Raw genomic sequence first — 23,684 nt, 5'->3', positions numbered from 1 at the left:
TAAGTCAACATCGGATCGCGAAGTGCTCCTGCGCCATAGCCTATTCGAGGAAGCAGCTGTTCAGCTCGTCGCAAAGCTTCATGATGTTTATTCATAGATGTAATTCTTGAGGATTTTTCAATGCAGTTGCTTCGCTCTCCGTGTTTCCTTTATCTCAGTCGAAGCGCTCCAGTCCATACGGCGCTAAACGGAAGCATTAAGCTTTTCGTATTTAGTACATGAAACGATTCATAAAACGGAGACGATCAAATCTTTGGATAGATTCAGTATCGATGCGTTCCCCAATTTTAGCCATTAAACAATTAGCAGGGTGTGAGCAAATTTCCGGATCATCGGTGGCATACCACTCAAGTCCCCCTGCATTCATCATTTTCTCCATGACTTTGCGATACTCCCAAACATTTAATTTTGTTCCTTTTAAATCCCAGTGCCAATAGTACTCAGTTGTAATGATAATATAATCTTCCATTGCATCATCCATCATCGAGACAATTAGAAGATTTTTCCCGACGGAGCACCCTCTAAACAAAGGGATTACTTCAATGGCCCCTAATTCTATTAAGTTATCCATTTTGCCTTCAGACCATCTTTCTAGCGGGTCGGGATAGAGAAAGGTAGCATACCCTACGATCGTATTTCGATGTCTTGCAATAATAATTCTTCCTTCATCAAGGTCCGCAATTCCAATTAAAGCTTTATGCTGCTGGTTATGTGGTCGAAAAGCAACTAAGTCTTCATGAAATTCAAAGCCTGCCAGTTTATTAGAAGAAATCGGGCCTTCGATAAATAAGGTCCCATGAGGAGTTTTCAATTCCTTTGCATTATAGGTTTTTTTGTGTTCCATCTGGTCACCACCTGGAAAAATCTATAAAGGTTTTCAATTCTATTATACATAAATTTTCCTCTTTATAAGTGTTTTAACGAAATTTTCATAAGTATTAAATAATATATCGAAATACAAGAATTGTTTTTGTTATAACAATTTTTAAAATTGTGAATAGTTATTATTTATACTATAATTAACTCAATTAGTCATAAAGGGGGAATTTGAATGAGAGTGGAAGCGCTGCCAGTAGTGCAAGGGAATCATAATTTAAGAGATTATGAGGAAACCTATAAGCACTTTAGCTGGAAGGAAACTGAAAAAGAATTCACTTGGAGTGAAACGGGTCTTGTTAATATGGCGTATGAAGCCATTGATCGCCATGCAGCAACCTTCCGTAAAAACAAGGTTGCCCTTTATTATCGCGATGCTTCACGAAATGAAAAATACACCTTTAAGGAAATGAAGGAGTTATCCAATAAAGCGGGTAATGTCTTAAAAACATATGGCGATGTTGAAAAAGGGGACCGTGTTTTTATCTTTATGCCGCGCTCGCCTGAGCTTTATTTTGCAGTACTGGGAGCCATTAAGTTAGGTGCCATCGTGGGTCCATTATTTGAAGCATTTATGGAAGGGGCAGTAAGGGACCGTATGCAGGACAGCGAGGCAAAAGTTTTGGTTACGACACCAGAATTACTGGAACGAGTTCCAGTGAACGAATTGCCAGCTTTAAAGCATATTTTCCTTGTAGGTAAAAATATTGACGAGAATGGGACTTATTTTGATTTTTTAAAAAGACTTGATGAAGCAAGCAAAGAGCTTAGAATTGAATGGGTTGAGAAAACGGAAGGGCTGATTCTTCATTATACATCAGGTTCTACCGGGAAACCAAAAGGAGTCTTGCATGTACATAATGCAATGCTTCAACATTATCAAACCGCAAAATGGGTGTTGAATTTAAAAGAGGACGATGTATATTGGTGCACGGCGGACCCGGGGTGGGTTACAGGGACCTCGTACGGTATTTTTGGACCATGGCTAACCGGAACATCCAATGTTATTATGGGGGGACGCTTCAGCCCTCAAAATTGGTATAAAATGATTGAGGATTTTGGCGTGACCGTTTGGTATAGTGCTCCTACATCGTTTAGGATGTTAATGGGTGCTGGTGATGAACTCGTCAAGCAATATGATTTAAGCAGTCTCCGTCACGTTTTAAGTGTGGGTGAGCCTTTGAATCCGGAAGTCGTGAAATGGGGATCCAAGGTATTTAATAAACGAATTCATGATAACTGGTGGATGACGGAAACAGGTGCACAGCTTATTAGTAACTACCCTTGCATGCCGATTAAACCGGGTTCAATGGGAAAACCAATTCCCGGCGTTGTTGCCGCAATTGTGGATGATCAAGGAAATGAGTTACCTCCATATCGAATGGGAAATCTCGCCATTAAAAAAGGCTGGCCATCCATGATGCATACCATATGGAATAATCCGCAAAAATATGAATCATATTTTATGCCGGGTGACTGGTATGTTTCAGGGGATTCAGCGTATAAGGACGAGGATGGCTATTTCTGGTTCCAGGGCCGTGTAGATGATGTCATTATGACATCAGGGGAACGAGTTGGTCCGTTTGAGGTTGAAAGTAAGCTTGTCGAACATCCTGCAGTAGCCGAAGCAGGTGTAATTGGAAAGCCAGACCCTGTGCGCGGGGAAATTATTAAAGCTTTTATTGCATTAAGAGATGGTTATAAACAGTCTGATGAACTGAAAGAAGAAATCAGACAATTTGTTAAACTAGGTCTCGCTGCCCATGCAGCCCCAAGGGAAATCGAATTCCGTGAAAAGCTGCCAAAGACAAGAAGCGGTAAAATCATGAGACGTGTTTTAAAAGCATGGGAACTTGATCTGCCGACAGGAGATCTTTCTACAATGGAGGATTAATGAATAACCGCATTGGAAAATTCCGATGCGGTTATTTTTATTTTGATAAAGAAAAAAGAGTTGTACCGTCAAACTTAAATGAGCCCTGATACGTGAAAGAAACCCCGATTTTTATACCGAACCGTGCTCGTAGAGCCTTGTTACGTGAAAGAAAACCTGATTTATATAGCAAACCGTGCACGTAGAGCCCTGATACGTGAAAGAAACCCCGATTTTTATACCGAACCGTGCACGTAGAGCCTTGTTACGTGAAAGAAAACCTGATTTATATAGCAAACCGTGCACGTAGAGCCCTGTTACGTGAAAGAAACCCCGATTTTTATACCGAACCGTGCGCGTAGAGCCTTGTTACGTGAAAGAAACCCATAATTCATATACCGAACCGTGCACGTAGAGTTCTGTTACGTGAAAGAAACCCCGATTTTTATACCGAACCGTGCACGTAGAGCCTTGTTACGTGAAAGAAACCCATAATTTCAAAGAAAGAATCTCTTTTTTTAAGAAAAAGGTCGTTGCTAGCCCCTCTCAAAGCCCGAAAGCATTTTTTTAAATAAAAAAGGTCATTGACTGGTGTGGTCAACGATCGAAAAAAGCCTTTATTAACATAAAAGGACGTTGATAAGCCCAATCAACGCCCGAACGCCCTCATTTTCAAAGAAAAAGGTCATTGATAAGCTTGCTCAAAGCCCGAAAGCAGTGGATTTAATTGAAAAAGGTCATTGACTGGTATGGTCAACACCCGAAAAAAGCCTTTAATATCGGAAAAGGTCGTTGATAAGCCCGATCAACGCCCGAACGCCCTCATTTTCAAAGAAAAAGGTCATTGATAAGCTTACTCAAAGCCCGAAAGCAGTAGTTTTAATTAAAAAAGGTCATTGACTGGCGTGGTCAACGACCGAATATAGCAATTATTATCAAAAAAGGTCGTTGAATAGCATCAACAATCCTCGTTTGTTGAGTCAGTTGTGGAAATTATAAAAAAGCCCTAGATGAATATCGTTTCATCTAGGGCTCTAGGTCATCTCTTATGGAGGTGTAGTTCCTCCAACCTCGACAAGGTTAGACGGTTCTGATTCATTCCCGGCAATATCTACGACTGTCACGTAATAGGTACCATTTGAAGCCGGATAGGCGATGCTTGAACCGCTGCTGATGCTTGCTTCCTTAGTAACTGGCCCTCCACCACTCTTATAAACACGATAACCGATGACATCATTTTCTGCAGAGGGAGACCAGGATAGAGTGTTTCCTGAAACAGTAAGGTTGACCTTATCTGGGCGCTTCCCGTTGTCGACCATTTTGGCGTCAGGAACAATAATATTTCCCCATTGCATTCGTTTCGGGATTAGCTGGCTATAATTTTTAAAATTAGGTCCTGCTATCCGTGCGATAAAATCAGGGTTTAAAATGAACCCTTTTTGGGCAAAATCACTTGGTGTGGAATCTAATGCCAAATATTTTTTATAGCCGATTTGGACATAATTCCCTTCGATTAAACTATCGTCTACTTGGGTTGGGACATATTTTTGGTTAAAATAATCGCTTACTACCATCCCTGCCTTTGTGCAGGCAGCCGATGGCAGCAGTCCTGAAACGGCACAGTAGGATTGTTTGATAATACCATCTGGCATCGTAAATGAATCCTTTGGATCAATTAAATCCGGATTAATATCATAAGCAGAATTCATTAAATCCGCCCAAAGATAATAAGTTCGATTATAATAGGCCATCCCTGGTGTGTTTAACGATTTTGGAGTATCATAACCAGTCCAAATTCCAAAGGTAACATTAGGGTTAGATGCAACTAACCAGGAATCCCAGTATTCAAACCCGGTCCCGGTTTTTCCGGCCCAATCTGCTGTGAATTTCAATCTGTTATTAATCCCTGATGCGGTACCATATTTTATTACGTCTCTCATCATATCAAGCGTTAAATAGGCCGTTTGCGGCGTAAAAACATCAACAGGCTGTACTTCATGCTGATAGATGACCTTGCCGTGCTTATCTACAATCTTGTCAATCATGTAGGCATCAATGAATTTTCCTTCATTAGCAAAGGTAGTAAAGGCATTGGTATTTTCCTCTACCGTAACACCCTTTGTCAATGAACCGATGGCTGTTGCTGGGCTTGTGTAGTCAGATTTTGTTAATGAAGTAAATCCCATTTTTTCAAGATACTTAGCTGGACGATAACTCAGGATGTCAGTATATAATTTTACAGCAGGAACGTTATACGATATCGCCAGTGCATATCTAGCAGCTACTAAACCATTGTAAGTTTTGTCATAGTTGTTCGGCCATGCTTTACTTGGATTTGCCGGATCAAGATGTAGTTCCACATCCGGCAATGGTGTCCCTGGTGCGACTTTCCCCATTTCGATCGCCGGCCCGTAGACAAGCAATGGTTTCATGGTTGAGCCATTCTGGCGTGTTGCACTCGTAGCATGGTTGAGCTGTTGTTTGTTATAATCTCTACCGCCAACAAAGCTAATAATTTTTCCTGTCTTATTTTCAATTAATATGGCACCAACCTCGACAGGCTCCATAACTGTTTTCTTTTCACCTGTTTCAGGATCTATTTTTTCTTGGCTTTGATCAGGTCCGTAGTATGGATAATTATCCTTTGTTTGCTGCATCGCATCAAAAATACCTTTATCAATAGTTGTATGAATTTCATAGCCATTTTGATGCAAAGCATGATTCGCTAAAGTTTTGTACTTGTTATTAAGATTATCATCCTTTTTTAAATCATTTTCACTGATACCGTCATTTTGGGCTAATACCGTTGTAAGGACATCGATGGCGCGTTTTTCAATTTCAATTGTAAGCCATGGATATTTTTCAATCGGATTGTCACTTTCACCAGCTGTTATAAAATCTTTCTTGATATCATAGGAGGATGCTTGGGCATATTCCGTCTTGTTTATGTATCCGTTATCATACATTCTTTTAAGGACGGTTTTCATTCGCGATATTCCAGGCCCTAGATTATCTTTTAATTTACCTTCCTTTGTAAAAGGTGTATACCCGAATGGGCTTTGCGGTAAACCGGCGATAAAAGCTGCTTCTGGTAGCGTTAAGTCCTTTGCGTTTTTACCAAAAATCCCCTTTGCCGCTGCCTGAACCCCAGCAATGTTTCGCCCTGATGAATTTCTTCCAAAGGTAGAAACGTTTATATAGGCTTCAAGAATTTCTTTTTTTGAAAAAAACTTTTCAAGACGCAGTGCCAGCAATATTTCATTTGCCTTTCTTTGAAAGGATACTTCATCCGTTAAGATTTGGTTTTTAATTAACTGCTGTGTTAAGGTACTGCCGCCTGATTGCACAGAAGAGTTTGTGACTTCTTGATAAAGTGCACGGAGCACAGCTTTAGGAACTACGCCATGATGCTGGTAAAAGTATTCGTCTTCCGTTGAAATAATGGCATTAGTTAAATTGTTAGATACCTGGTCTAGTTTGACTTCTTCGCGGTCGAGGTCTGAACGCATTTTTCCTAAATAAACATTATTGGAAAAAAATAAATCAGATGATTCCGTATAATCATAAATGTCTTTTTTCATGCTGTTGTAGGAAAGAACTGGTTCATCCTTAACGAGCGAGGCAAAATAACCTGCACCAACCCCAGTAGCAAAAGCTCCTCCAAGAATTACGACAGTTAAAAATAAAAGGAGGAGGTTCCAGGTTACTTTGTAAGTGATTCGTGCATTTTTTACTGTTTTTTCATTTGTGAAAAAATGGAGAGTGGATTTTAATTTTTCCAGCAAAGGTTGGAGTTTTTTAATCCAAGGTTGTAGTTTTTCCTTCATAGACTCACCTCTCTTTAAAATCAAGTACATTATAGCATATCAATGCTTAGGAAAATGACAATTTTCTACATTTTTCTGAAATTTCCCTTCGATATTTGACAAAAGCTGTAAGTTAAAATAATAAAAGCATTGAAGGCATTTCCTCAAGCTCGGTGGCACCGCGAGTCTCTCGTTCCTGCATGTTTGCAGGGATGTTTTTTATTTTTAGAATGCATTATTTTGAAAAAGTTATGTTTGGGAGGTTTTAGTATGGAATTATTACAGGATTGAAAAGAATAGGATCAATAACTGAGTAGCTACGAAGTTTTTTCAATTGGGAGACACCGATTAGACCAACCAATTAATAAATAAAAAACCCTAGAACCAATGAAAAGGTTTCTAGGGTTTTTTATGTCACTATTTAAATATCGATTTTTAAATGAGAGTAGAACTCAATAGTCTCCAATTTTGATGGTAGTACCGTTAAATTTAGTCAGAGTGAAACCGTTAAAATGCTCATTGTAAGTCTTCCTGTAATCCTGAATGATACCGATGGCGACTGCTTCACCCAATTTTAGCCCTTCGATGCCATCAGAACGCCAATGGACGCCGGCAGCATCCCGTCCAAGGGCGATGTTAGATGCTAGTTTGTTCAACTCTCCACCTATTGTCAATGAAGGACCTGAGTAATGATTTAAGGAGAGACCATCAGAAGAGGATACTACGGGATTAGGGATAACAAATGATTCGTTAAAAAATGCTTTTAACATCGTGACTCCGGCCCCAACTATACAAGCGTGGCCAGCAGGAAAGGATGGATGAGTAGGACATCCTTCCGGATAGGCCTGGGGCAAAAGGTAGGTGCCAAACTTACTGTGGACCTGGGAAATTACCTGTGAATTAAGTAGTTCAGAATTAATGGGGTAACATGCAGCTCCTGTTATTTGATTATGGACGCGTCCACCAAACTCTTCTGGCCTAAGCCGGCGATGCACCAAAAACTTCTGGAACCAACCAGCCTCGAGAGCTGTCCTCGCAGCCTTGGCCACCCAATCAAGAATATGTGGAGTCCCAAATGTAATGAAACCAACCTGGGTCTTGGATTTCAGATAAGGGTTAAACGGATCAAGTGCAGCCTCCCCAAAACCAGATAGAATTAAACAAGCACTAAGGATCGATTGATAGGTAAAATCTTTGTGAACATATGAGGCTAAATCGCGGTTATTACGGATATAGTGAGGTGTTGGATCCAATACATTCTTCGTTGTTGGGAATAATCCGTTTTGAATATTTAACCATTCTCCATATGATGTCATGTGGTCGTCTCCTGCGGCTGTTGTACTGTACCGCTGGATGAAAGTTGTCGCTCCATAAGGAATATCCTTCCATAAAAATTGGGAAATATAAGGCCCAATCAGGTCACCTGGGGTATCACCTCTAAACAAGGTCTGGGTAGTGACTAGTTCATTTACTTTTGGTCCGCGAAAATCTGAAAACTCGGATAAATCTAAAGCGGCCATTGTGGTCAATGGATTAGTGTGAAAGTATTCGAAAGGGACATCGCGGGTTAAGGCCTGCCAATAAACTTCCGCGGCCTCACTCGCCTCACATGCACTGCTGAAGGACGGGGGCGCTTTGATTCCCAAATGGTGACTATCAGGTCCAGCTAGGTCAAATGTATACGCGCCTTGCGGATTGGATAGTTTGACAACACCACCTAATAGGATCTTTTCAAAATCTTTTGATTTGCCCGTCCTTAATGCGTGAACAAATGATTTATAAGCCTTAAGATCCACCTCTCCGAGCGAATTGTGTGGCAGCCCTTTCGAATAGTTAGCAATTTTATTAATAAACAAGTGTTCATCACGATTGCAAGGCTGTTCTGGGAGAGGAAGTTTTTTTTGGAAATGTGCAGCTTCTTTACGGAGATGATATGCTTCTTTCAGACGCTCTTCGGCATTGTTCGGTCCAATTACACATGGGGTGTCTTGCTCAAGGGTCTCCTTAGATATTTCATTATTTTCCATTTCATCACTCCTTATATCATATCGTCGTTCAAAAAAATTATAGACTCGATATAAGGTATTCAGTTTCCTTTTCAAGGCTTAGATTCTTGTACTAGGTTCTTAATTCTTAACTCTTTTCTTGCTTATATGACCACTCTAAATGTCTGAAGACAGTCTATGTCAAAAGTCACTTATTGTCAGATTCGTAACACAAGCGCCTGTCTACTTAATTATTTGAAAAATGTCCCCCAATTTGTTGGCGGAGAAAATTCTTTTCTACAAAGCAGAGAAAAAACAAAAAAACCTAGAACCATTGATTTAACAAGGTTTCTAGGGTTTTTTATGTCACTATTTAAATAGCGATTTTTATTAACGAGAGTAGAACTCAACGATAAGAGCTTCGTTAATTTCAGCTGGAAGTTCAGAACGCTCTGGTAAGCGAGTGAATGTTCCTTCTAGCTTGTCAGCATCAAATGTTAAGAAATCAGGTACGAAGTTGTTTACTTCGATAGCTTCTTTAATAACATCAAGATTACGTGATTTTTCACGTAGGCTGATAGTTTGGCCAGCAGCTAAACGGTATGATGGGATATCTACACGAGAACCATCAACTAAAATGTGACCGTGGTTAACTAACTGACGAGCTGCACGGCGAGTGCGAGCTAAACCTAAACGGTAAACAACGTTGTCTAAACGTGATTCTAGAAGAATCATGAAGTTTTCACCATGTTTACCAGAAAATTTGCCTGCTTTAACGAATAGAGTACGGAATTGACGCTCATTTACACCATACATGTGGCGAAGTTTTTGCTTTTCTTGTAATTGCAATCCGTATTCAGAAAGCTTTTTGCGTTGGTTTGGACCATGTTGTCCTGGTGCGTAAGGACGTTTATCTAATTCTTTACCTGTGCCGCTTAGAGAGATTCCAAGACGACGGGATAGTTTCCAGCTTGGGCCGGTATAGCGAGCCATGAATGACTCCTCCTTCGTGTTTTTATTTTGGTAAAATAAAAACCGTTATGAAACAGCAATAATAGCCATTTTGTTTTCATGCACCTTCGCCCTAGCAGCAGAGGGTTACAAGATGCACCATCAATAAAGGATTCAAACCAATGAGGAACAAAATGTGACAATTAAGGTTGCTTACATAGGCTGCAATATTTTACACAAAAGATATTATATTATTTTTTATACATAAAAGTCAAGAAGATTTTATGTTAGTGTAAAGCTATGTTAAAGCTCATTGTTGATTTTGCCACTATGTTGATTGGAGCGGAAGACGCTCGATCCTCTAAAATGCTATCGCATTTCCTTCGTGCGGTGTTAATTCAAGGATGATGATTCAACGTCCTGCGGGAGTACGGGGCAGGGGAGACCCCGCAGGCGCTAAAACGCCGAGGAGGCTCCCCGGACCGCCACTAGAGCGGAAATCAACAAACATGTTTAAAAGAACCTATTGTAAAACCATAATGGATGGATAAATAAAAATTTTGAATAAAATTTAAAAATTTCTCAATTTTGTTTCAAAAATTGACTAAATTTATCTATAATTAGGCTATGATGTATATATTTGGAATTATAAAGAATTGGTGATGAAATTGTTTGAAGCAAATCGATACCAGGAATTAATTAAAGTAACGGAGAAATTTCATACAACATTGGACAAGGATGTGGTGTTGGATGAAGTCTTAATAGCCTTTCAAGAGATTCTTCCACTCTATTCTAATTTTTTACTTCTTACTCATGACCATTACAGCAAAAGTGAACTTCCCATCATAGACCCTGAGTATGAAAATGAGAATATTACGGCTATCAATGCATTCGTCTCAGGTAACATTCAAATGGAGGAATCATTTGCTGAAAATCGATCCATTCTTTACGTACCATTGAAAGGGAAGCAAGGAGTCTATGGAGTAATGCAAATAATTGCCTCCGATACGCTTAACTTTCCAGAAAGTGATATTGAGCTAATCGCTTTATTAGCTAACTCTGCTGGTAATGCACTAGAGAATGCTCATCGATACCAAAAGTCATTACAGGAAATTAATAATTTGCAAATAATCAACGAAACCTCGCATAGATTAAATTCAAATCTACGGCTGGCAGAAACGATGACCTATATGTCAAAACAAATGAAACAATGCTTTGCCGCACAGGAGGTTGGTTTTTTTCTTCTAACTGAGAATCAAGGTAGACCAAAGGTATTACCTGGTTCTACTGCTTTCTTTTTTTCAAAACAAGCTAAACTCTATGTCGATTATATTATTGGGAAAATCCAAACAGATAACAAATCCCTTTTTATTGGCGATTTAAATCTTCCTACGATAGAGGATATGGTGAATTTTCACTCAATCATGGCTATACCAATGATTCAAAGCCAGATTTTGAAAGGCTTCTCGATTGTTATGCATCAAAAGGCTTTTTTCTTTTCCTTTGACAACTTTAAACTTATGCAGTCACTCATTCACCATTCTTCACTTGCTTTGACTAATTCTATGCTAAGAGAAGAACTGGAAAGAATGATTATCACCGATCATTTAACAAAATTACATTCTCGTAATTATTTGGACGAAAAAATTCAACGGTCGATGAAAGAGGATGAGGAAGGGACTTTTATCTTGATTGATCTCGATAACTTCAAGGATTTGAATGATACATATGGTCATCAAGTAGGAGATAATGTTCTTATTCAAGTGGCAAATTTGATAAAAGCCAATATTCGTGGAAATGATGTAGGAGCAAGATGGGGGGGCGAAGAATTAGCAATTTATTTGCCTAAGGTTTCGATGGAGGCTGGGGTAAGCATTGCTAAAAGATTAGTTGAAAAGATTGCGGATTGCTCTAATCCGACCATAACCGTTTCCTGTGGTGTTTCCTATTGGAATAAAGACCGTCTTGATACCTATAATTATTTATTTAAACGAGCAGATGATGCACTATATATCGCAAAGGGTACTGGAAAAAATAGAGTCGTTACTCAAATAGATAGCATCCGAGCAAGTTGAGGTACTCCCCATAAGAAAAGCGGAAGTGTCTTGGTCAGGAGCGACAGGCATAAGACGAGCCGGCGTGAAGGTCGCTTTTTAACCTTCAGGACGGATTGGTTTATGACCCGAGCTCCTAGGCGCTGAAGCTGGACAAAGAGAATAGAGGCACTTTTAATCAATTTTTGGATCTGATCGAAAATCTCATAATTTTTTTTCGCGGTTACCTGTATACTTTCGACATTTACCATGTTTTTTCACCTTTTCTTCTTAAAATTCATTTTCTATTTTTGTGAAATTTGCAGAACTTTAGCAGACTTAGTCGACATTTTCTTAAAGGAATCAAGATAACTTCAAAGAATTTTAAGGGAAAGGGGAAACGTACGTAGTACCTTAAGGGGGAAAATGGATGAAGAAAGATTCGAAGAGTGAAATTGTTAAGGCTGCGATAGAATTATTTAATTCAAACGGGTACTCGGGAACATCCATTCGAGATATAGCGGAACTGGCTAAAGTAAATCCGGCTACTATAGCATATCATTTTGAGAATAAAAAAGGCCTGCTGGAATATTGCTTTACGAGCTTTTTTGAACAATATACACATTTAATTGAGGAGGCATATGTTCAAATTGATCAGGGGGCAAAGGCATGTTTGAAGCGTATTGTTGCCAATTTGCTTCATTTTCAATGTGAAAATATTCTTCTGGCTAGTGTGGTGTATCGAGAAATGTCAATGAATTCGCAAATTGTACGGGAAATATTGACGACCTATTCTTTAAAAGAAAAATTTTATTTCCAAAAAATATTTGAAAGAGGATTCGAATGGAATGAATTCCGTCCCCATTCTATTCCATATTTAATGATTCAGCTAAAAGGGTATTTAACAATGCCCTTCATGAATGCCCATTATATCCGAGAAGTGTTATTCATTTTTCCTAATGAACCGTTTTTTGAGCAAAAGTATTTACGTGCAATCAATAGTTGGATTGAGCATAATCTTTCAGTGGCGAGCATTAAAACCAAGGAGGTTATGATAAATTAAAAGAAAGGAGCTCGTCAAATCGGCGAGTTTTCTTTTTTTGATAGGCTTTGTTAAACTTGTCTGTTGATTTCCGCTCTAGTGGCGGTCCGGGGAGCCTCCTCGGCGCTATTGCGCCTGCGGGGTCTCCCCTGCTCCGTACTCCCGCAGGAGTCGAGCGCCTTCCGCTCCAATCAACATAGTGGCAAAATTAACAATGAGCTTTAACAAAGCCTTTTGCTAAGAGGCAGTATAAAATTTCCCCAATTAATACTTTCCTTTTTCGCATGTATTCAACTACGTCTTATGGACCGTCTTAATGGACTTGCAATCGGTCATTTTTCTTATAAATCATCCATTATGCTGTTTTAAAGGGAAAACGCTATATTTTGATATCTTTTTACAATAAAATTGAAATTAATAGTCAAAAAATGTCGTTTACATGGTATCATAATAGCATTGATGAGAGTATTTTATATTTTTTAAATAGATGCGGTAATGGAAACAATTTGGTTCGGATCGGGGGACTTATAGTTGATATATATTATTGGAATATTCATCCTACTATTTGCCGTTTTTTTGGTTGGATATGTAATTAAGAAAAAGTATTTTAAAGAAATGGATCGCTTGGAAGCATGGAAAATTGATTTATTCAATCGCCCCATATTGGATGAAATGGCAAAAGTGAAGCAGTTAAATATGATTGGCCAAACAGAGAAGTTATTCGAAGACTGGCGAAATCAATGGGATGATGTGGTAACCGTAAAGCTCCCAAGCTTGGAAGATATGTTGTTTGATGCTGAAGAATACATAGATCGTTATAAATTTAGGAAAGCAAAGGCAACGCAACAGGAAATAGAGAAAAAACTTCTGGAAACGGAAAATCAGATTAAGAATATTTTAGAAGAGTTACATGAGCTTGTAGGCAGTGAGGAAAAAAATAGGATTGAAATGGAGCAGCTAAAGGAGATTTATCGAGAAACAAAAAAAATGCTTCTAGCGCACCGACTCACCTTTGGAAATGCCGAGAAACAATTGGAAGCTCAATTGGATGATGTCACAAATAAATTTCGTGAATTTGCTGAAAAAACGGAACAGGGGGACTATTTGGAAGCACGTGAAGTCGTTTTGACTATTCATGCCCAATTAACGTCCATTAAGAATAAAATGGATTTAATCCCGCAATTATTAATTGAATGCCAGTCCATTATTCCAAGCCAGCTTTCGGAAGTTCAAGAAGGATATCGTGAAATGGAAGGGCAAGGCTATTATTTAGACCATTTAGAACTTGAAAAAGAAATAACACAATTAGAAGAGAATTTGAAGAACTATCATGCTCTAATTGAAGAAAATGATGTTGATCAGGCAGGAGAAGGAATAAAAGAAGTGAAGGAAAGAATTGACATTCTTTTTGATTTATTAGAAAAAGAGGTTCTTGCCAAGCATTTTGTGTTAAAAAACGAAAAAATTACGAGTGATCTTCTCACTGAAGCCACCAAAGAGAATGAGAATCTGTCTAATGAAGTTACTCATGTGCAGCAAAGCTATCAATTAACCGATTCTGATTTTGAAATCCAGAGGAATCTTGAAAGAGAGCTCTCAACTGTTTATAAACATTATTCGATCTTAGTAGAAAAATTAAAGATGAATGAAACGGCCCAATCGGCTATTAGTGAGGAAGTACGAGATTTAAAAGATCAGCTAGATGCGATTCGAGATGAGCAGCAAAGCTTTGCCTTAAAACTTCAAGCACTCAGAAAAGATGAATTGGAAGCGAGAGAAAAAGTTAAGGAATTAACCAAAAAAGTTGGCCAAGCTCTTCGACTTGTCACTAAAAGTAATATCCCGGGACTACCTAATGACTATAAATATTTAGTTGAGGATGCGAAAGACAGTATACAAAATGTGAAATACCAGCTTGAAGAAAACCCGCTTACTATTTCTGCACTAAATCAATATTTGGAAATAGCTGTATTAACGGTGGAAAAATTAACGAATACAACTATTGAACTTGTTGAAAATGTCATGCTAGCTGAAAAAGCAATTCAATATGGAAATCGTTATCGAAGCCAATACCCTTCTGTAGCGAAAGGCTTGCTGGAAGCAGAAAGGGCATTTAGACAATTTGATTATCAAGAAGCAATAGAGCAAGCTGCGACATCAATCGAGCGAATTGACCCGGAAGCCTTGAAGAAAATAAAAGCAACGGTAGCTGAATAGAATTAACTTAAAAAAACCGATTGTAGCCATAAGCTAGATCGGTTTTTTACTGTTCAAAGTTTTCTTAGCAGAAGTTACTAAGAGTAATGCATTATCACTTCTATTGATGTATGATAAAATTTATTGTTGGATAATGGTTGAGGTTTTAAAGGAGCTAATAAAAATGATTTATTTTGATAATAGTGCGACGACAAAACCATATAAAGAGGTTTTAGATTCTTTTGTAACAGTTTCTAATGAATTTTTTGGAAATCCATCTTCTTTACATCGTTTCGGAGTTCAGGCAGAAAAGCTGCTTACGCAAGCAAGGGAACAGATTGCGATGTTGTTAGAAGTTAAATCATCAGAAATTTATTTCACATCTGGTGGGACGGAGGGCAATAATATTGCAATCAAAGGGGCAGCTTTGATGCATAAAAGCAAAGGGCGGCACTTGATTACAACAAATGTCGAACATGCATCTGTTCGATCCGCCATGGAACAACTTAAACAAGAGGGATTCGAGATTACCTTCTTACCGGTCGATAAAAATGGAAGAGTTCAAGTAGCTGATGTTGAAAAAGCGATAAGAAAGGATACCACCGTTATTTCTATCATGCATGTGAATAATGAGGTTGGGGCGGTTCAACCAATTGAAGAAATTGGAAACATGTTAAAAAAATATCCTAACATATTATTTCACGTGGATGCAGTCCAAGCAATCGGGAAAGTTCCTCAGTCTTTAAATGAGAATCGGGTGGATTTATGCTCTTTTTCAGCCCATAAATTTCATGGGTTAAAAGGAACAGGAGTGCTTTTTATTCGGGATGGTGTTAGACTTCTGCCGCTTTTTTCTGGTGGTAATCAAGAACGGAAAATCCGCAGCGGCACTGAAAATGTCGCTGGTTTCGTTGCTATGGCTAAAGCACTCCGAATGACACTGTCAAAAAGTGAACAAGGTATGGGAAGAATGAGGGAAATTCAGCAAATTCTAAGAGAGGGTTTGAATAGGATTGAAGGTCTCCAAATTCACACTCCTGTTGAAAATTCGGCACCACATATCATGAATTTCTCCTTACAAGGGGTAAAATCCGAAGTATTAATTCATGCACTTGAAGATAAGGGGATTTTTGTATCGACGACGAGTGCTTGTTCATCAAAACGGAAATCACCAAGTAAAACCCTTCTAGCGATGGGGGTTTCAGAAAGCTTAGCGGACAGTGCTATCCGAATTAGTTTGTCATTTAATAATACAATAGATGAAGCTAAAGCATTCATCGCAACAGTTGAAGCAACTGTAAAACACTTACGAAAGGTTTTGAACTAAAAATGAATTTTGATCGAATATTAGTACGCTATGGGGAAATTACAACCAAAGGCAGAAACAGAAATAAATTTATTGATAAATTGAGAAAAAGCGTTAAGAATGCTCTTTCAGCTTTTCCAAAAATAAAATTAGAGGTCAGCCGTGACCGGATGTATGTTGTATTAAATGGTGAAAACGAGCAAGAAATTATCCCAATTTTAAAGAAAATATTTGGATTACATTCCTTTAGTCCTGCTATTAAAGTGGAACGAAACATAAATGAAATGAAGGATGCTGCTCTAGAATTAGTATCCAGCTTTTACAAAGAAGGGAATACCTTTAAAGTAACTGCTAAAAGAAGTGATAAAACGTTTGAGCTAGATACAAATGAGATCAATCAGGAATTTGGAGCTCATATTTTAAAACACATTCCAGGAATTAAGGTAAATGTAAAAAATCCTGATATCAATTTACAAATAGAAGTCAGAAAAGAAGCGGTCTACCTTTCCTGTGAAACGATTTTTGGTACCGGAGGGCTACCTGCCGGATCGAGTGGAAAAGCAATGCTTATGCTCTCAGGTGGTTTTGATAGTCCTGTGGCAGGGTATTTAGCAATGAAGCGGGGATTGGAGATTGAAGCGGTGCATTTCTTTAGCCCGCCTTTTACGAGTGAAAGAGCAAAGGAAAAAGTAATCGACTTATCAAAGAAACTGGCAGAAATCACTGGAAAAATAACTTTACACATTGTTCCATTTACAGAGGTTCAGCAGGCCATCCATGAACAAATTCCGGAAAACTATTCGATGACTGTTATGCGTCGCTTTATGCTGCGGATTACTGATGAGCTCAGGGAAAAACAGGAGGCACTTGCGATTATAACAGGGGAAAGCCTTGGGCAAGTGGCTAGTCAGACACTTGAAAGTATGTTTACGATTAATGAGGTAACCAATACGCCCATTATACGTCCATTAATTACGATGGATAAAACGGAAATCATAAAAATTGCGAAGGAAATTGATACTCATGATATTTCCATTCGCCCGTTTGAAGATTGCTGTACGATTTTTGTGCCGTCTTCTCCTAAGACAAAACCACGTAGAGAAAAGGTCAATTATTACGAAAGCTTTTATGATTTTGAGCCATTGTTGCAGGAAGCGATTCAAGAGACAGAATCAATAATTATTAAACCGAATAGCAAACAATTATCGGAATTTAGTGAATTATTTTAGGTAAAGGAATTGCTCATCTCGCCTTAAAAAGTGAGATTTTTATTAAAGGCTGTGTTAAACTTGCCTGTTGATTTGCGCTCCAGGCGCTTCGCTTTCCGCGGGCGTTCCGGGGAGCCTCCTCGGCGCTTAAGCGCCTGTGGGGTCTCCCCTGCCCCGTACTCCCGCAGGAGTCTCGCGCCTTCCGCTCCAATCAACATAGTTTCAAAAATCAACAATGACCTTTAACACAGGATTATTAAAAAGTAATTTGTGAAAATGTTGTGAACAATTACCAAACGATATCTAGAATGAACCTTGTGTGTTTTACACATTCTATACACACAAGGAGGTGATATCAAATGGCAAACAACAATCAATTAATTGTACCAGGTGTTCAGCAAGCTCTTGACCAAATGAAATATGAAATTGCTACTGAATTTGGCGTACAACTTGGAGCAGACACAACTTCACGCGCTAACGGTTCAGTTGGTGGTGAGATCACTAAGCGTTTGGTTTCAATGGCTGAGTCACAACTTGGCGGTGGAATGTCTCGTTAACAAATAAATAATATGGCTACAGAGGATGGGATTTATTCCCGTCCTCTTTTTTTAAAAAAATATTTTTTAAAAATTCTTAAAGAATAATATTTTAAAATTTTTAAATAATTTTGTATAATTATATTTGAGGATACATAACACAAATAAGGGGGAGAAGGATGAAAAGGGAAGATTTAATAGCGCCTGAAAAGTATAATCTTGTTTCTGAAGTGGAGCGTTTTGCTAAGGATCCAAACAAACTAGCTTTAAAATGGGAAAATGAATTTGGCGAAACAAAGCAGGTTACATACCAAGATCTAATGAAAAAAGTGAATCAAGTTGGTAATGTATTTATTCAAAATGGATTAAAACAAGGCGATGTTGTTCTCGTTATCGTACCACGCCTTATTGAAGCATACATTGTTTATTTAGCTTCCCTTAAAGCGGGAATGGTCGTTATTCCAAGCTCAGAAATGTTAAAGGAAAAGGATTTACAATACAGGATTTCACATGGTGAAGTAAAGGCAGTAGTCAGTTACTATCCTTATGTGGATCAATTTGAAAATTGTAAGGCAGTTCATCCGCTCGTTAAATTTACCATAGGAGCAAAGGAAGAAGGCTGGCTTTGTTTAGATGAACTAATGCAGGGAGTATCAGAAGAGTTTCCGATTGCCGAAACGCTTCGTGATGATATGGCATTTTTATCATATACCTCTGGAACAACCGGAAATCCAAAAGGGGTTGTCCACACACATGGCTGGGCCTTTGCTCACTTAAAAACAGCAGCTCCTAAATGGCTTTGCATTGAAGAAGGTGATACGGTTTGGGCAACGGCTGGACCAGGGTGGCAAAAGTGGATTTGGAGCCCATTTTTATCAGTGCTTGGGTCGGGTGCGACCGGTTTAGTATATAATGGTAAATTTGAAGCAAAAAAGTACCTGAGTCTTCTCCAAAAATACGAGGTGAATGTCCTATGCTGTACACCAACTGAATATAGGATAATGGCTAAAGTCGATAACCTAAGTGAATACCAATTGCCTAACCTTCATAGTGCTGTTTCAGCAGGCGAGCCGTTAAACAGAGAGGTCATCGATACGTTTAGAAAATATTTCAATGTCGATGTCCGTGACGGTTATGGTCAAACCGAAAATACCCTTCTTATCGGTGTTACGAAGGGTATGGAACTAAAACCTGGTTCAATGGGTAAACCAACTCCTGGTAATAGAGTGGAAATCATTAATGAAGATGGCGAAGTTTGCCCTATAGGAGAAGTTGGTGATATTGCCGTTCATGTGGAGACTCCTGCCCTTTTTAAAAATTATTATAAAGACCCTGAGAGGACTGCGATGCAATTCCGCGGTGATTATTATGTAACGGGGGATAAAGCAAAACGGGATGAGGAAGGCTACTTCTGGTTTGAGGGCCGTAATGATGACATTATTATCAGTTCAGGCTATACGATTGGACCATTCGAAGTGGAGGATGCTCTTGTTAAACATCCATATGTTAGGGAATGTGCAGTAGTCGCCAGCCCTGATGAAATCCGAGGCTTTATCGTAAAGGCATTTGTTGTTCTAAAAGAGGATGTCAATCCAAATGATTCTGAATTAACGAAAACATTGCAGGAGCACGTAAAAGCACTTACAGCTCCGTATAAATATCCAAGAAAAATTGAGTATTTGACAGAGCTTCCGAAAACCACTTCTGGAAAGATTCGCCGGGTTGAGCTTCGTCAACAAGAATTAGAAGCGACAAGAAACAAATAATTTTTTATTGTATGGGCAGACGGTTTACCGTCTGCCTTTTCACATTCTTACAGAGAAAAGGAAAAACACGGAAGTTAAATAATTACCCTTTTTCAAAGTTTTCACGATATAATAAGAATTATTTCGAAACTAGAAAGAATAGAGGATCGCGAGCAGATGAAAAAAAGTGAAGTACAGACAGGCGCTGTGCATGCAGGAATTTCCTATATATTATGGGGACTACTGCCGATATATTGGAAGTTTCTCTCTCATGTTAATCCACAGGAAATACTTGCAAACCGTATTTTTTGGTCATTTGTTTTTATGGTGGTAGTGCTTTTAATAACTAAAAAGTGGGGATTGTTTATCCTTACGTTTAAAGGGTTTGCTCACAATAAAAAACAAATGTATGCCCTGATTATGGCATCGTTTTTAATCAGCCTAAATTGGTTTACTTATATATGGGCGGTTAATAGCGGTCATATGGTTGAAGCGAGCCTCGGCTACTATATCAATCCACTAATCAGTATTATATTAGGTATGATTGTCTTAAAGGAGAAATTAACAGCACCCCAATACGTATCCTTTCTATTAGCAGCGATTGGTGTATTGATTATTTCCATGGCACACGGACAATTCCCATGGATAGCGATTGTCTTAGCACTATCATTCGGTTTATACGGGCTAGCTAAAAAGTTAATTAATGTTGATTCTGCCGTTGGACTAACATTAGAAACACTTGTTGTCACACCAATTGCAGTTATGTATATGGGATTCTTATTTTATAACGGATCCAATACTTTTTTATCGGCTCCCTTTAGAACTGATTTGCTCTTAATTGGTGCAGGTGCTGTAACAGCCGTTCCGCTTCTTTATTTTGCTAAAGGGGCACAAAAAATTCCGTTATCCTTACTTGGATTCATTCAGTATATCTCACCAACAATCACTTTAATTTTAGGGGTTTTTATGTATCATGAACAATTTTCAAAGCTCCAATTGATCTCCTTTTTATTCATTTGGAGTGCTTTAACTGTATTTTCCCTTTCCAAAACAAAACTATTTTCTAGTATAGGTATGAAAAGGCAAAGAGAAAATATTAATGGATAAAGAAAAGGCTGCCCGTATCTTTCTCGAGCAGCCTTTCATTTTATAAGAATGTTCTTTTCACTTTGTCCCAAAAAGAGTTGTCTTTAAGTTTTAATGTTTTGATTTGCTTATCACTAATTTTGATATGAATTCTGTCGACATGACGGATGCTCAATGCCTCATTATCCATCCCCATTGTCGGGTGATCATTGCCTTCGGAGATGACTTTAAGCGAAAGAGTTCGTCCCTTTCCTAAAATAAAGGAAGAACCGAGAGTACGGTATCGGTTTGAATTAACAGATGCTACCTCACTCACCTGCATACATGGAATCAGGGGATCAACTACAGAACCGTTAACTGATTTATTATAAGCGGTACTACCTGTTGGTGTTGAAACAATTAAGCCATCTCCACGGAAGGTTTCAAAATGAATTTGGTCCACAAACACATCAAGGACAAGCGTCCTAATGATGGAGGAGCGGATACTAAATTCATTTAAACACTGGAAGGTACCTTGCTTATCCACTGTGACCTCAATAGTTGGATAACGGCGGACTTCTATATTTTCATTCGATGCAATTCCTTCTATCATCCTGGACGTATCATTCAATTTAAAATCGCAATACATACTTAAATTATGATGTGTGGAAATACCTGCGTAAAGACAATCATCCCGGAACCCTGTTTTTCGAACTGCCTGAAGAAAGGCACCATCGTCACCAACACTCACAATAATATTGGCCTTCCGATAATCATTTACAATTGTAAAATCATAGCGCTCCGCCATTTCAAAAATAGGAGCAACCTTCTCAAGCATGTCAGGGTCTTTTTTGTGGTAAAAATAAATATATCGCCTTTCTTCCATCGTATATACCCCCAGTTCAAATGGAAATTGGTAAACATAATTATTCCTAAAAAAAGTATTACTTTAAATAAAGTGTAACATTTTCCATATTCAGTTCTCAAGGGTCACAAATTTTTATAAGAATAAACCTTTTATCTGTGGGAAAGGTTTATTTTTTTTCTAAAAGGCGATAATAGTAAGCTGAAAGGTTGTGAACAAATGTGATTTGGCTACTGATTACCTTTGGTTGTCTTTTGTTTCTATTCATCCTGATCATTTTTACTAAACTTACTATTTTCTTAAATTATTTTCATCATAATGACAACGATAATCTAACGATTGAATTTAGGATTTGGTTTGGATTAATTAAATATAAAAAAAATTTTCCATTAATAAAAATTGATGACAATTCACCAAGCTTGGTTGCAAAAAGCAATTCACAAACAGGAAATTCTTCTAATGAAGGAAAAAAACCGGAACATAAAGTACATCAGATCGGCAAAGATGATCTAATGAAGACCTTGAAAAATACAAAAGAATTTATTGAGCGTGTCTTCCAATTAAATATCATTGTCCGAAAGTTTTTCGAAAAGGTTTCCGTCAAACAGTTCGAATGGCATACAATGATTGGAGTTGGAGACGCAGCTCAAACCGGGATTATTGCTGGAGCTATTTGGACTATCAAAGGGAGTATTGTAGGTCTTTTAAGCCATTATTTAAAATTGAAGCAAATACCAAATTTATCGGTGACACCCCAATTTCAATTAGCCCTCATCCAAACTCGTTTATCATGTATTTTTCAGTTCCGAATCGGGCATGCTATTTTAGCAGGATTAAAACTGATTAAATTCTGGAAAGGCGAACGTCAGCAAATTAAGACGAACACCAATTTTTCAAAGGAAAAAACTAAATCCGTTTGAAAGAGGAGGAAACAGCTATGTCAGATCATCCAATCCAAGGATTAATGACAACTGCAATGGAAAGCTTGAAAGAAATGATTGATGTCAATACGATTATTGGAGACCCTGTTGAAACTCCGGATGGTAGTGTTATTTTAACAGTATCCAAGGTTGGATTCGGCTTTGCTGCAGGAGGAAGCGAGTTTAATCTTGATCAATCTAAGTCACAATCCGGAGGAAGTCAGGGCCAAAATCAAGGCCAAGGCCAGGGTCAAGGGCAAAATCAGGGTCAGAGTCAAGGGCAGCCAAAGCTACCATTTGGCGGCGGTAGCGGGGGTGGAGTTTCCATAACCCCAATTGCTTTTTTAATTGTCAATTCACAAGGAGTAAGAATGCTGCATTTAGATGAGAGCACCCATTTGTATGAGAAAATTTTAGAGCTTGCCCCGCAAGCAGTTGACAAAATTCAACAAATGTTCTCTAACAAACAAAATGATTCGCAAACAGGTAAAACGAATACTTCCCATACAAGAAGCCAGCAGCAAGGTCCTAAATTAGACCTTAATTTATAAAAATAGAGGTTAATCTTCCCAATTATTAGGAAGGTTAACTTTTTTCATGCATGCTAAGATTAATTCATTGCAAAAAAGATTCTGAAAAGATATATTTACACTGTACATATGAGTAAAAGCTAAAGCTGATACTCGATACGAAAAAGGAGGATTAATACAATGGAAAATGTTACATTTGGAGGAAAACCAGTTACTTTACTAGGAAATGAAGTAAAGGTAGGCGACAAAGCGCCGAATTTTACTGTGCTTGCAAATGATCGTTCAGAAGTTACTTTAAATGATACAAAGGGTCAAGTACGGTTGATCACTTCAGTCCCTTCATTAGATACTGGTGTTTGTGATGCTGAAACTCGTCGTTTTAACGAAGAAGCAAACAAATTAGGTGCTGTTAAAATCCTTACAATCAGCTGTGACCTTCCTTTTGCTCAAAAGCGCTGGTGTGGAGCAAATGGTATTGAAAACGTTCAAACCTTATCAGATCATCGTGATCTTTCCTTTGGTGAAGCATACGGTGTTGCTATGCAGGAGCATAGATTATTAGCTCGTGCCGTATTTGTGGTTGATTCCAATGACACTGTAACGTATGTAGAATATGTAAGTGAAGGAACTCATCATCCAAATTATGAAGCAGCATTAGAAGCAGCGAAGGCTGCAAAGTAAAAAGAAATGCGGAAGCGCCTTGCCCAGGGGCGACAGGCATAAGACGAGCCGGCGTGAAGGTTGGTT

17 protein-coding genes are annotated in these 23,684 nt (G+C 38.4%); 12 read left to right on the top strand and 5 right to left on the bottom strand.

What is annotated here, in order from left to right; translation table 11 throughout:
• Positions 1–211: 211 nt before the first annotated feature.
• The gene (locus BN1082_RS21690) at positions 212–844 is read right to left on the bottom strand and encodes a GNAT family N-acetyltransferase (RefSeq protein ID WP_090638144.1); all 633 of its coding nucleotides are present in this window, start codon (positions 842–844) and stop codon (positions 212–214) included.
• A gap of 207 nt (positions 845–1,051) precedes the next feature.
• On the opposite strand from BN1082_RS21690, the gene acsA reads away from it, so the two are divergent.
• Entirely contained in the window at positions 1,052–2,770 is a 1,719-nt protein-coding gene (acsA, locus tag BN1082_RS21685) for an acetate--CoA ligase (RefSeq protein WP_090638141.1), read from the top strand.
• A gap of 1,025 nt (positions 2,771–3,795) precedes the next feature.
• On the opposite strand, the gene BN1082_RS21680 is transcribed toward acsA, so the two are convergent.
• The 3 genes from BN1082_RS21680 to rpsD form a co-directional block, all read right to left on the bottom strand.
• The gene (locus BN1082_RS21680; protein WP_090638139.1) at positions 3,796–6,576 is read right to left on the bottom strand and encodes a transglycosylase domain-containing protein; all 2,781 of its coding nucleotides are present in this window, start codon (positions 6,574–6,576) and stop codon (positions 3,796–3,798) included.
• Between the two features lie 431 nt (positions 6,577–7,007).
• Positions 7,008–8,582 carry a vanadium-dependent haloperoxidase gene (locus BN1082_RS21675; protein ID WP_090638136.1) on the bottom strand — a complete coding sequence of 525 codons (1,575 nt, stop codon included), beginning with the start codon at positions 8,580–8,582 and terminating at the stop codon, positions 7,008–7,010.
• 348 nt (positions 8,583–8,930) lie between these two features.
• Positions 8,931–9,533, bottom strand: coding sequence for a 30S ribosomal protein S4 (rpsD, locus tag BN1082_RS21670; RefSeq protein ID WP_090638134.1), 603 nt, complete (start codon positions 9,531–9,533; stop codon positions 8,931–8,933).
• Positions 9,534–10,153: 620 nt separating this feature from the next.
• On the opposite strand from rpsD, the gene BN1082_RS21665 reads away from it, so the two are divergent.
• From BN1082_RS21665 to rarD, 8 genes are all read left to right on the top strand, one after another.
• Positions 10,154–11,566: a sensor domain-containing diguanylate cyclase gene (locus tag BN1082_RS21665; RefSeq protein WP_090638494.1), complete on the top strand. Its 1,413-nt coding sequence runs from the start codon at positions 10,154–10,156 to the stop codon at positions 11,564–11,566.
• Between the two features lie 388 nt (positions 11,567–11,954).
• Complete coding sequence (refZ, locus tag BN1082_RS21655; RefSeq protein ID WP_090638129.1) at positions 11,955–12,587, top strand: forespore capture DNA-binding protein RefZ; 633 nt, start codon at positions 11,955–11,957, stop codon at positions 12,585–12,587.
• 510 nt (positions 12,588–13,097) lie between these two features.
• The gene (ezrA, locus tag BN1082_RS21650; RefSeq protein WP_090638126.1) at positions 13,098–14,783 is read left to right on the top strand and encodes a septation ring formation regulator EzrA; all 1,686 of its coding nucleotides are present in this window, start codon (positions 13,098–13,100) and stop codon (positions 14,781–14,783) included.
• A 163-nt stretch (positions 14,784–14,946) separates the two neighbouring features.
• Positions 14,947–16,089, top strand: a complete 1,143-nt coding sequence (locus BN1082_RS21645) for a cysteine desulfurase family protein (RefSeq protein ID WP_090638123.1) — start codon at positions 14,947–14,949, stop codon at positions 16,087–16,089.
• Positions 16,090–16,091: 2 nt separating this feature from the next.
• On the top strand, positions 16,092–17,297 hold the full coding sequence (gene thiI, locus BN1082_RS21640) for a tRNA uracil 4-sulfurtransferase ThiI (RefSeq protein ID WP_090638119.1): 1,206 nt from the start codon (positions 16,092–16,094) through the stop codon (positions 17,295–17,297).
• Positions 17,298–17,635: 338 nt separating this feature from the next.
• Entirely contained in the window at positions 17,636–17,833 is a 198-nt protein-coding gene (locus BN1082_RS21630) for an alpha/beta-type small acid-soluble spore protein (protein WP_090638117.1), read from the top strand.
• A 158-nt stretch (positions 17,834–17,991) separates the two neighbouring features.
• Positions 17,992–19,578 (top strand): acyl-CoA synthetase MbcS, encoded by a 1,587-nt coding sequence (mbcS, locus tag BN1082_RS21625; RefSeq protein ID WP_090638114.1) that lies wholly within the window; start codon positions 17,992–17,994, stop codon positions 19,576–19,578.
• 156 nt (positions 19,579–19,734) lie between these two features.
• On the top strand, positions 19,735–20,664 hold the full coding sequence (gene rarD, locus BN1082_RS21620; RefSeq protein WP_090638112.1) for an EamA family transporter RarD: 930 nt from the start codon (positions 19,735–19,737) through the stop codon (positions 20,662–20,664).
• Positions 20,665–20,704: 40 nt separating this feature from the next.
• On the opposite strand, the gene BN1082_RS21615 is transcribed toward rarD, so the two are convergent.
• Positions 20,705–21,508 carry an NAD kinase gene (locus tag BN1082_RS21615; RefSeq protein ID WP_090638109.1) on the bottom strand — a complete coding sequence of 268 codons (804 nt, stop codon included), beginning with the start codon at positions 21,506–21,508 and terminating at the stop codon, positions 20,705–20,707.
• 200 nt (positions 21,509–21,708) lie between these two features.
• On the opposite strand from BN1082_RS21615, the gene BN1082_RS21610 reads away from it, so the two are divergent.
• The 3 genes from BN1082_RS21610 to tpx all read left to right on the top strand — a co-directional run bounded on the left by BN1082_RS21610 (position 21,709) and on the right by tpx (position 23,618).
• Positions 21,709–22,407 (top strand): DUF2953 domain-containing protein, encoded by a 699-nt coding sequence (locus BN1082_RS21610; RefSeq protein WP_090638106.1) that lies wholly within the window; start codon positions 21,709–21,711, stop codon positions 22,405–22,407.
• Positions 22,408–22,424: 17 nt separating this feature from the next.
• Complete coding sequence (gene ytfJ / locus BN1082_RS21605; RefSeq protein ID WP_090638104.1) at positions 22,425–22,958, top strand: GerW family sporulation protein; 534 nt, start codon at positions 22,425–22,427, stop codon at positions 22,956–22,958.
• 159 nt (positions 22,959–23,117) lie between these two features.
• Entirely contained in the window at positions 23,118–23,618 is a 501-nt protein-coding gene (gene tpx, locus BN1082_RS21600; RefSeq protein ID WP_090638101.1) for a thiol peroxidase, read from the top strand.
• Positions 23,619–23,684: the final 66 nt, after the last annotated feature.

The sequence above is a fragment of the Neobacillus massiliamazoniensis genome (assembly GCF_001048695.1).
GTDB lineage: Bacteria > Bacillota > Bacilli > Bacillales > Cytobacillaceae > Neobacillus > Neobacillus massiliamazoniensis.
The sequence above is the reverse complement of the archived record's forward strand: the minus strand, read 5'-3'. Positions and strand labels throughout refer to the sequence as shown.

What these genes read in the sequence shown, in the direction of transcription:
- BN1082_RS21690 (WP_090638144.1), bottom strand. Translation starts at nt 844, where the DNA reads ATGGAACACAAAAAAACCTATAATGCAAAGGAATTGAAAACTCCTCAT.
- rpsD (WP_090638134.1), bottom strand. Translation starts at nt 9,533, where the DNA reads ATGGCTCGCTATACCGGCCCAAGCTGGAAACTATCCCGTCGTCTTGGA.
- BN1082_RS21665 (WP_090638494.1), top strand. Translation starts at nt 10,154, where the DNA reads ATGAAATTGTTTGAAGCAAATCGATACCAGGAATTAATTAAAGTAACG.
- BN1082_RS21645 (WP_090638123.1), top strand. Translation starts at nt 14,947, where the DNA reads ATGATTTATTTTGATAATAGTGCGACGACAAAACCATATAAAGAGGTT.
- BN1082_RS21675 (WP_090638136.1), bottom strand. Translation starts at nt 8,582, where the DNA reads ATGGAAAATAATGAAATATCTAAGGAGACCCTTGAGCAAGACACCCCA.
- ytfJ (WP_090638104.1), top strand. Translation starts at nt 22,425, where the DNA reads ATGTCAGATCATCCAATCCAAGGATTAATGACAACTGCAATGGAAAGC.
- refZ (WP_090638129.1), top strand. Translation starts at nt 11,955, where the DNA reads ATGAAGAAAGATTCGAAGAGTGAAATTGTTAAGGCTGCGATAGAATTA.
- BN1082_RS21615 (WP_090638109.1), bottom strand. Translation starts at nt 21,508, where the DNA reads ATGGAAGAAAGGCGATATATTTATTTTTACCACAAAAAAGACCCTGAC.
- acsA (WP_090638141.1), top strand. Translation starts at nt 1,052, where the DNA reads ATGAGAGTGGAAGCGCTGCCAGTAGTGCAAGGGAATCATAATTTAAGA.
- tpx (WP_090638101.1), top strand. Translation starts at nt 23,118, where the DNA reads ATGGAAAATGTTACATTTGGAGGAAAACCAGTTACTTTACTAGGAAAT.
- rarD (WP_090638112.1), top strand. Translation starts at nt 19,735, where the DNA reads ATGAAAAAAAGTGAAGTACAGACAGGCGCTGTGCATGCAGGAATTTCC.
- BN1082_RS21680 (WP_090638139.1), bottom strand. Translation starts at nt 6,576, where the DNA reads ATGAAGGAAAAACTACAACCTTGGATTAAAAAACTCCAACCTTTGCTG.
- thiI (WP_090638119.1), top strand. Translation starts at nt 16,092, where the DNA reads ATGAATTTTGATCGAATATTAGTACGCTATGGGGAAATTACAACCAAA.
- mbcS (WP_090638114.1), top strand. Translation starts at nt 17,992, where the DNA reads ATGAAAAGGGAAGATTTAATAGCGCCTGAAAAGTATAATCTTGTTTCT.
- BN1082_RS21630 (WP_090638117.1), top strand. Translation starts at nt 17,636, where the DNA reads ATGGCAAACAACAATCAATTAATTGTACCAGGTGTTCAGCAAGCTCTT.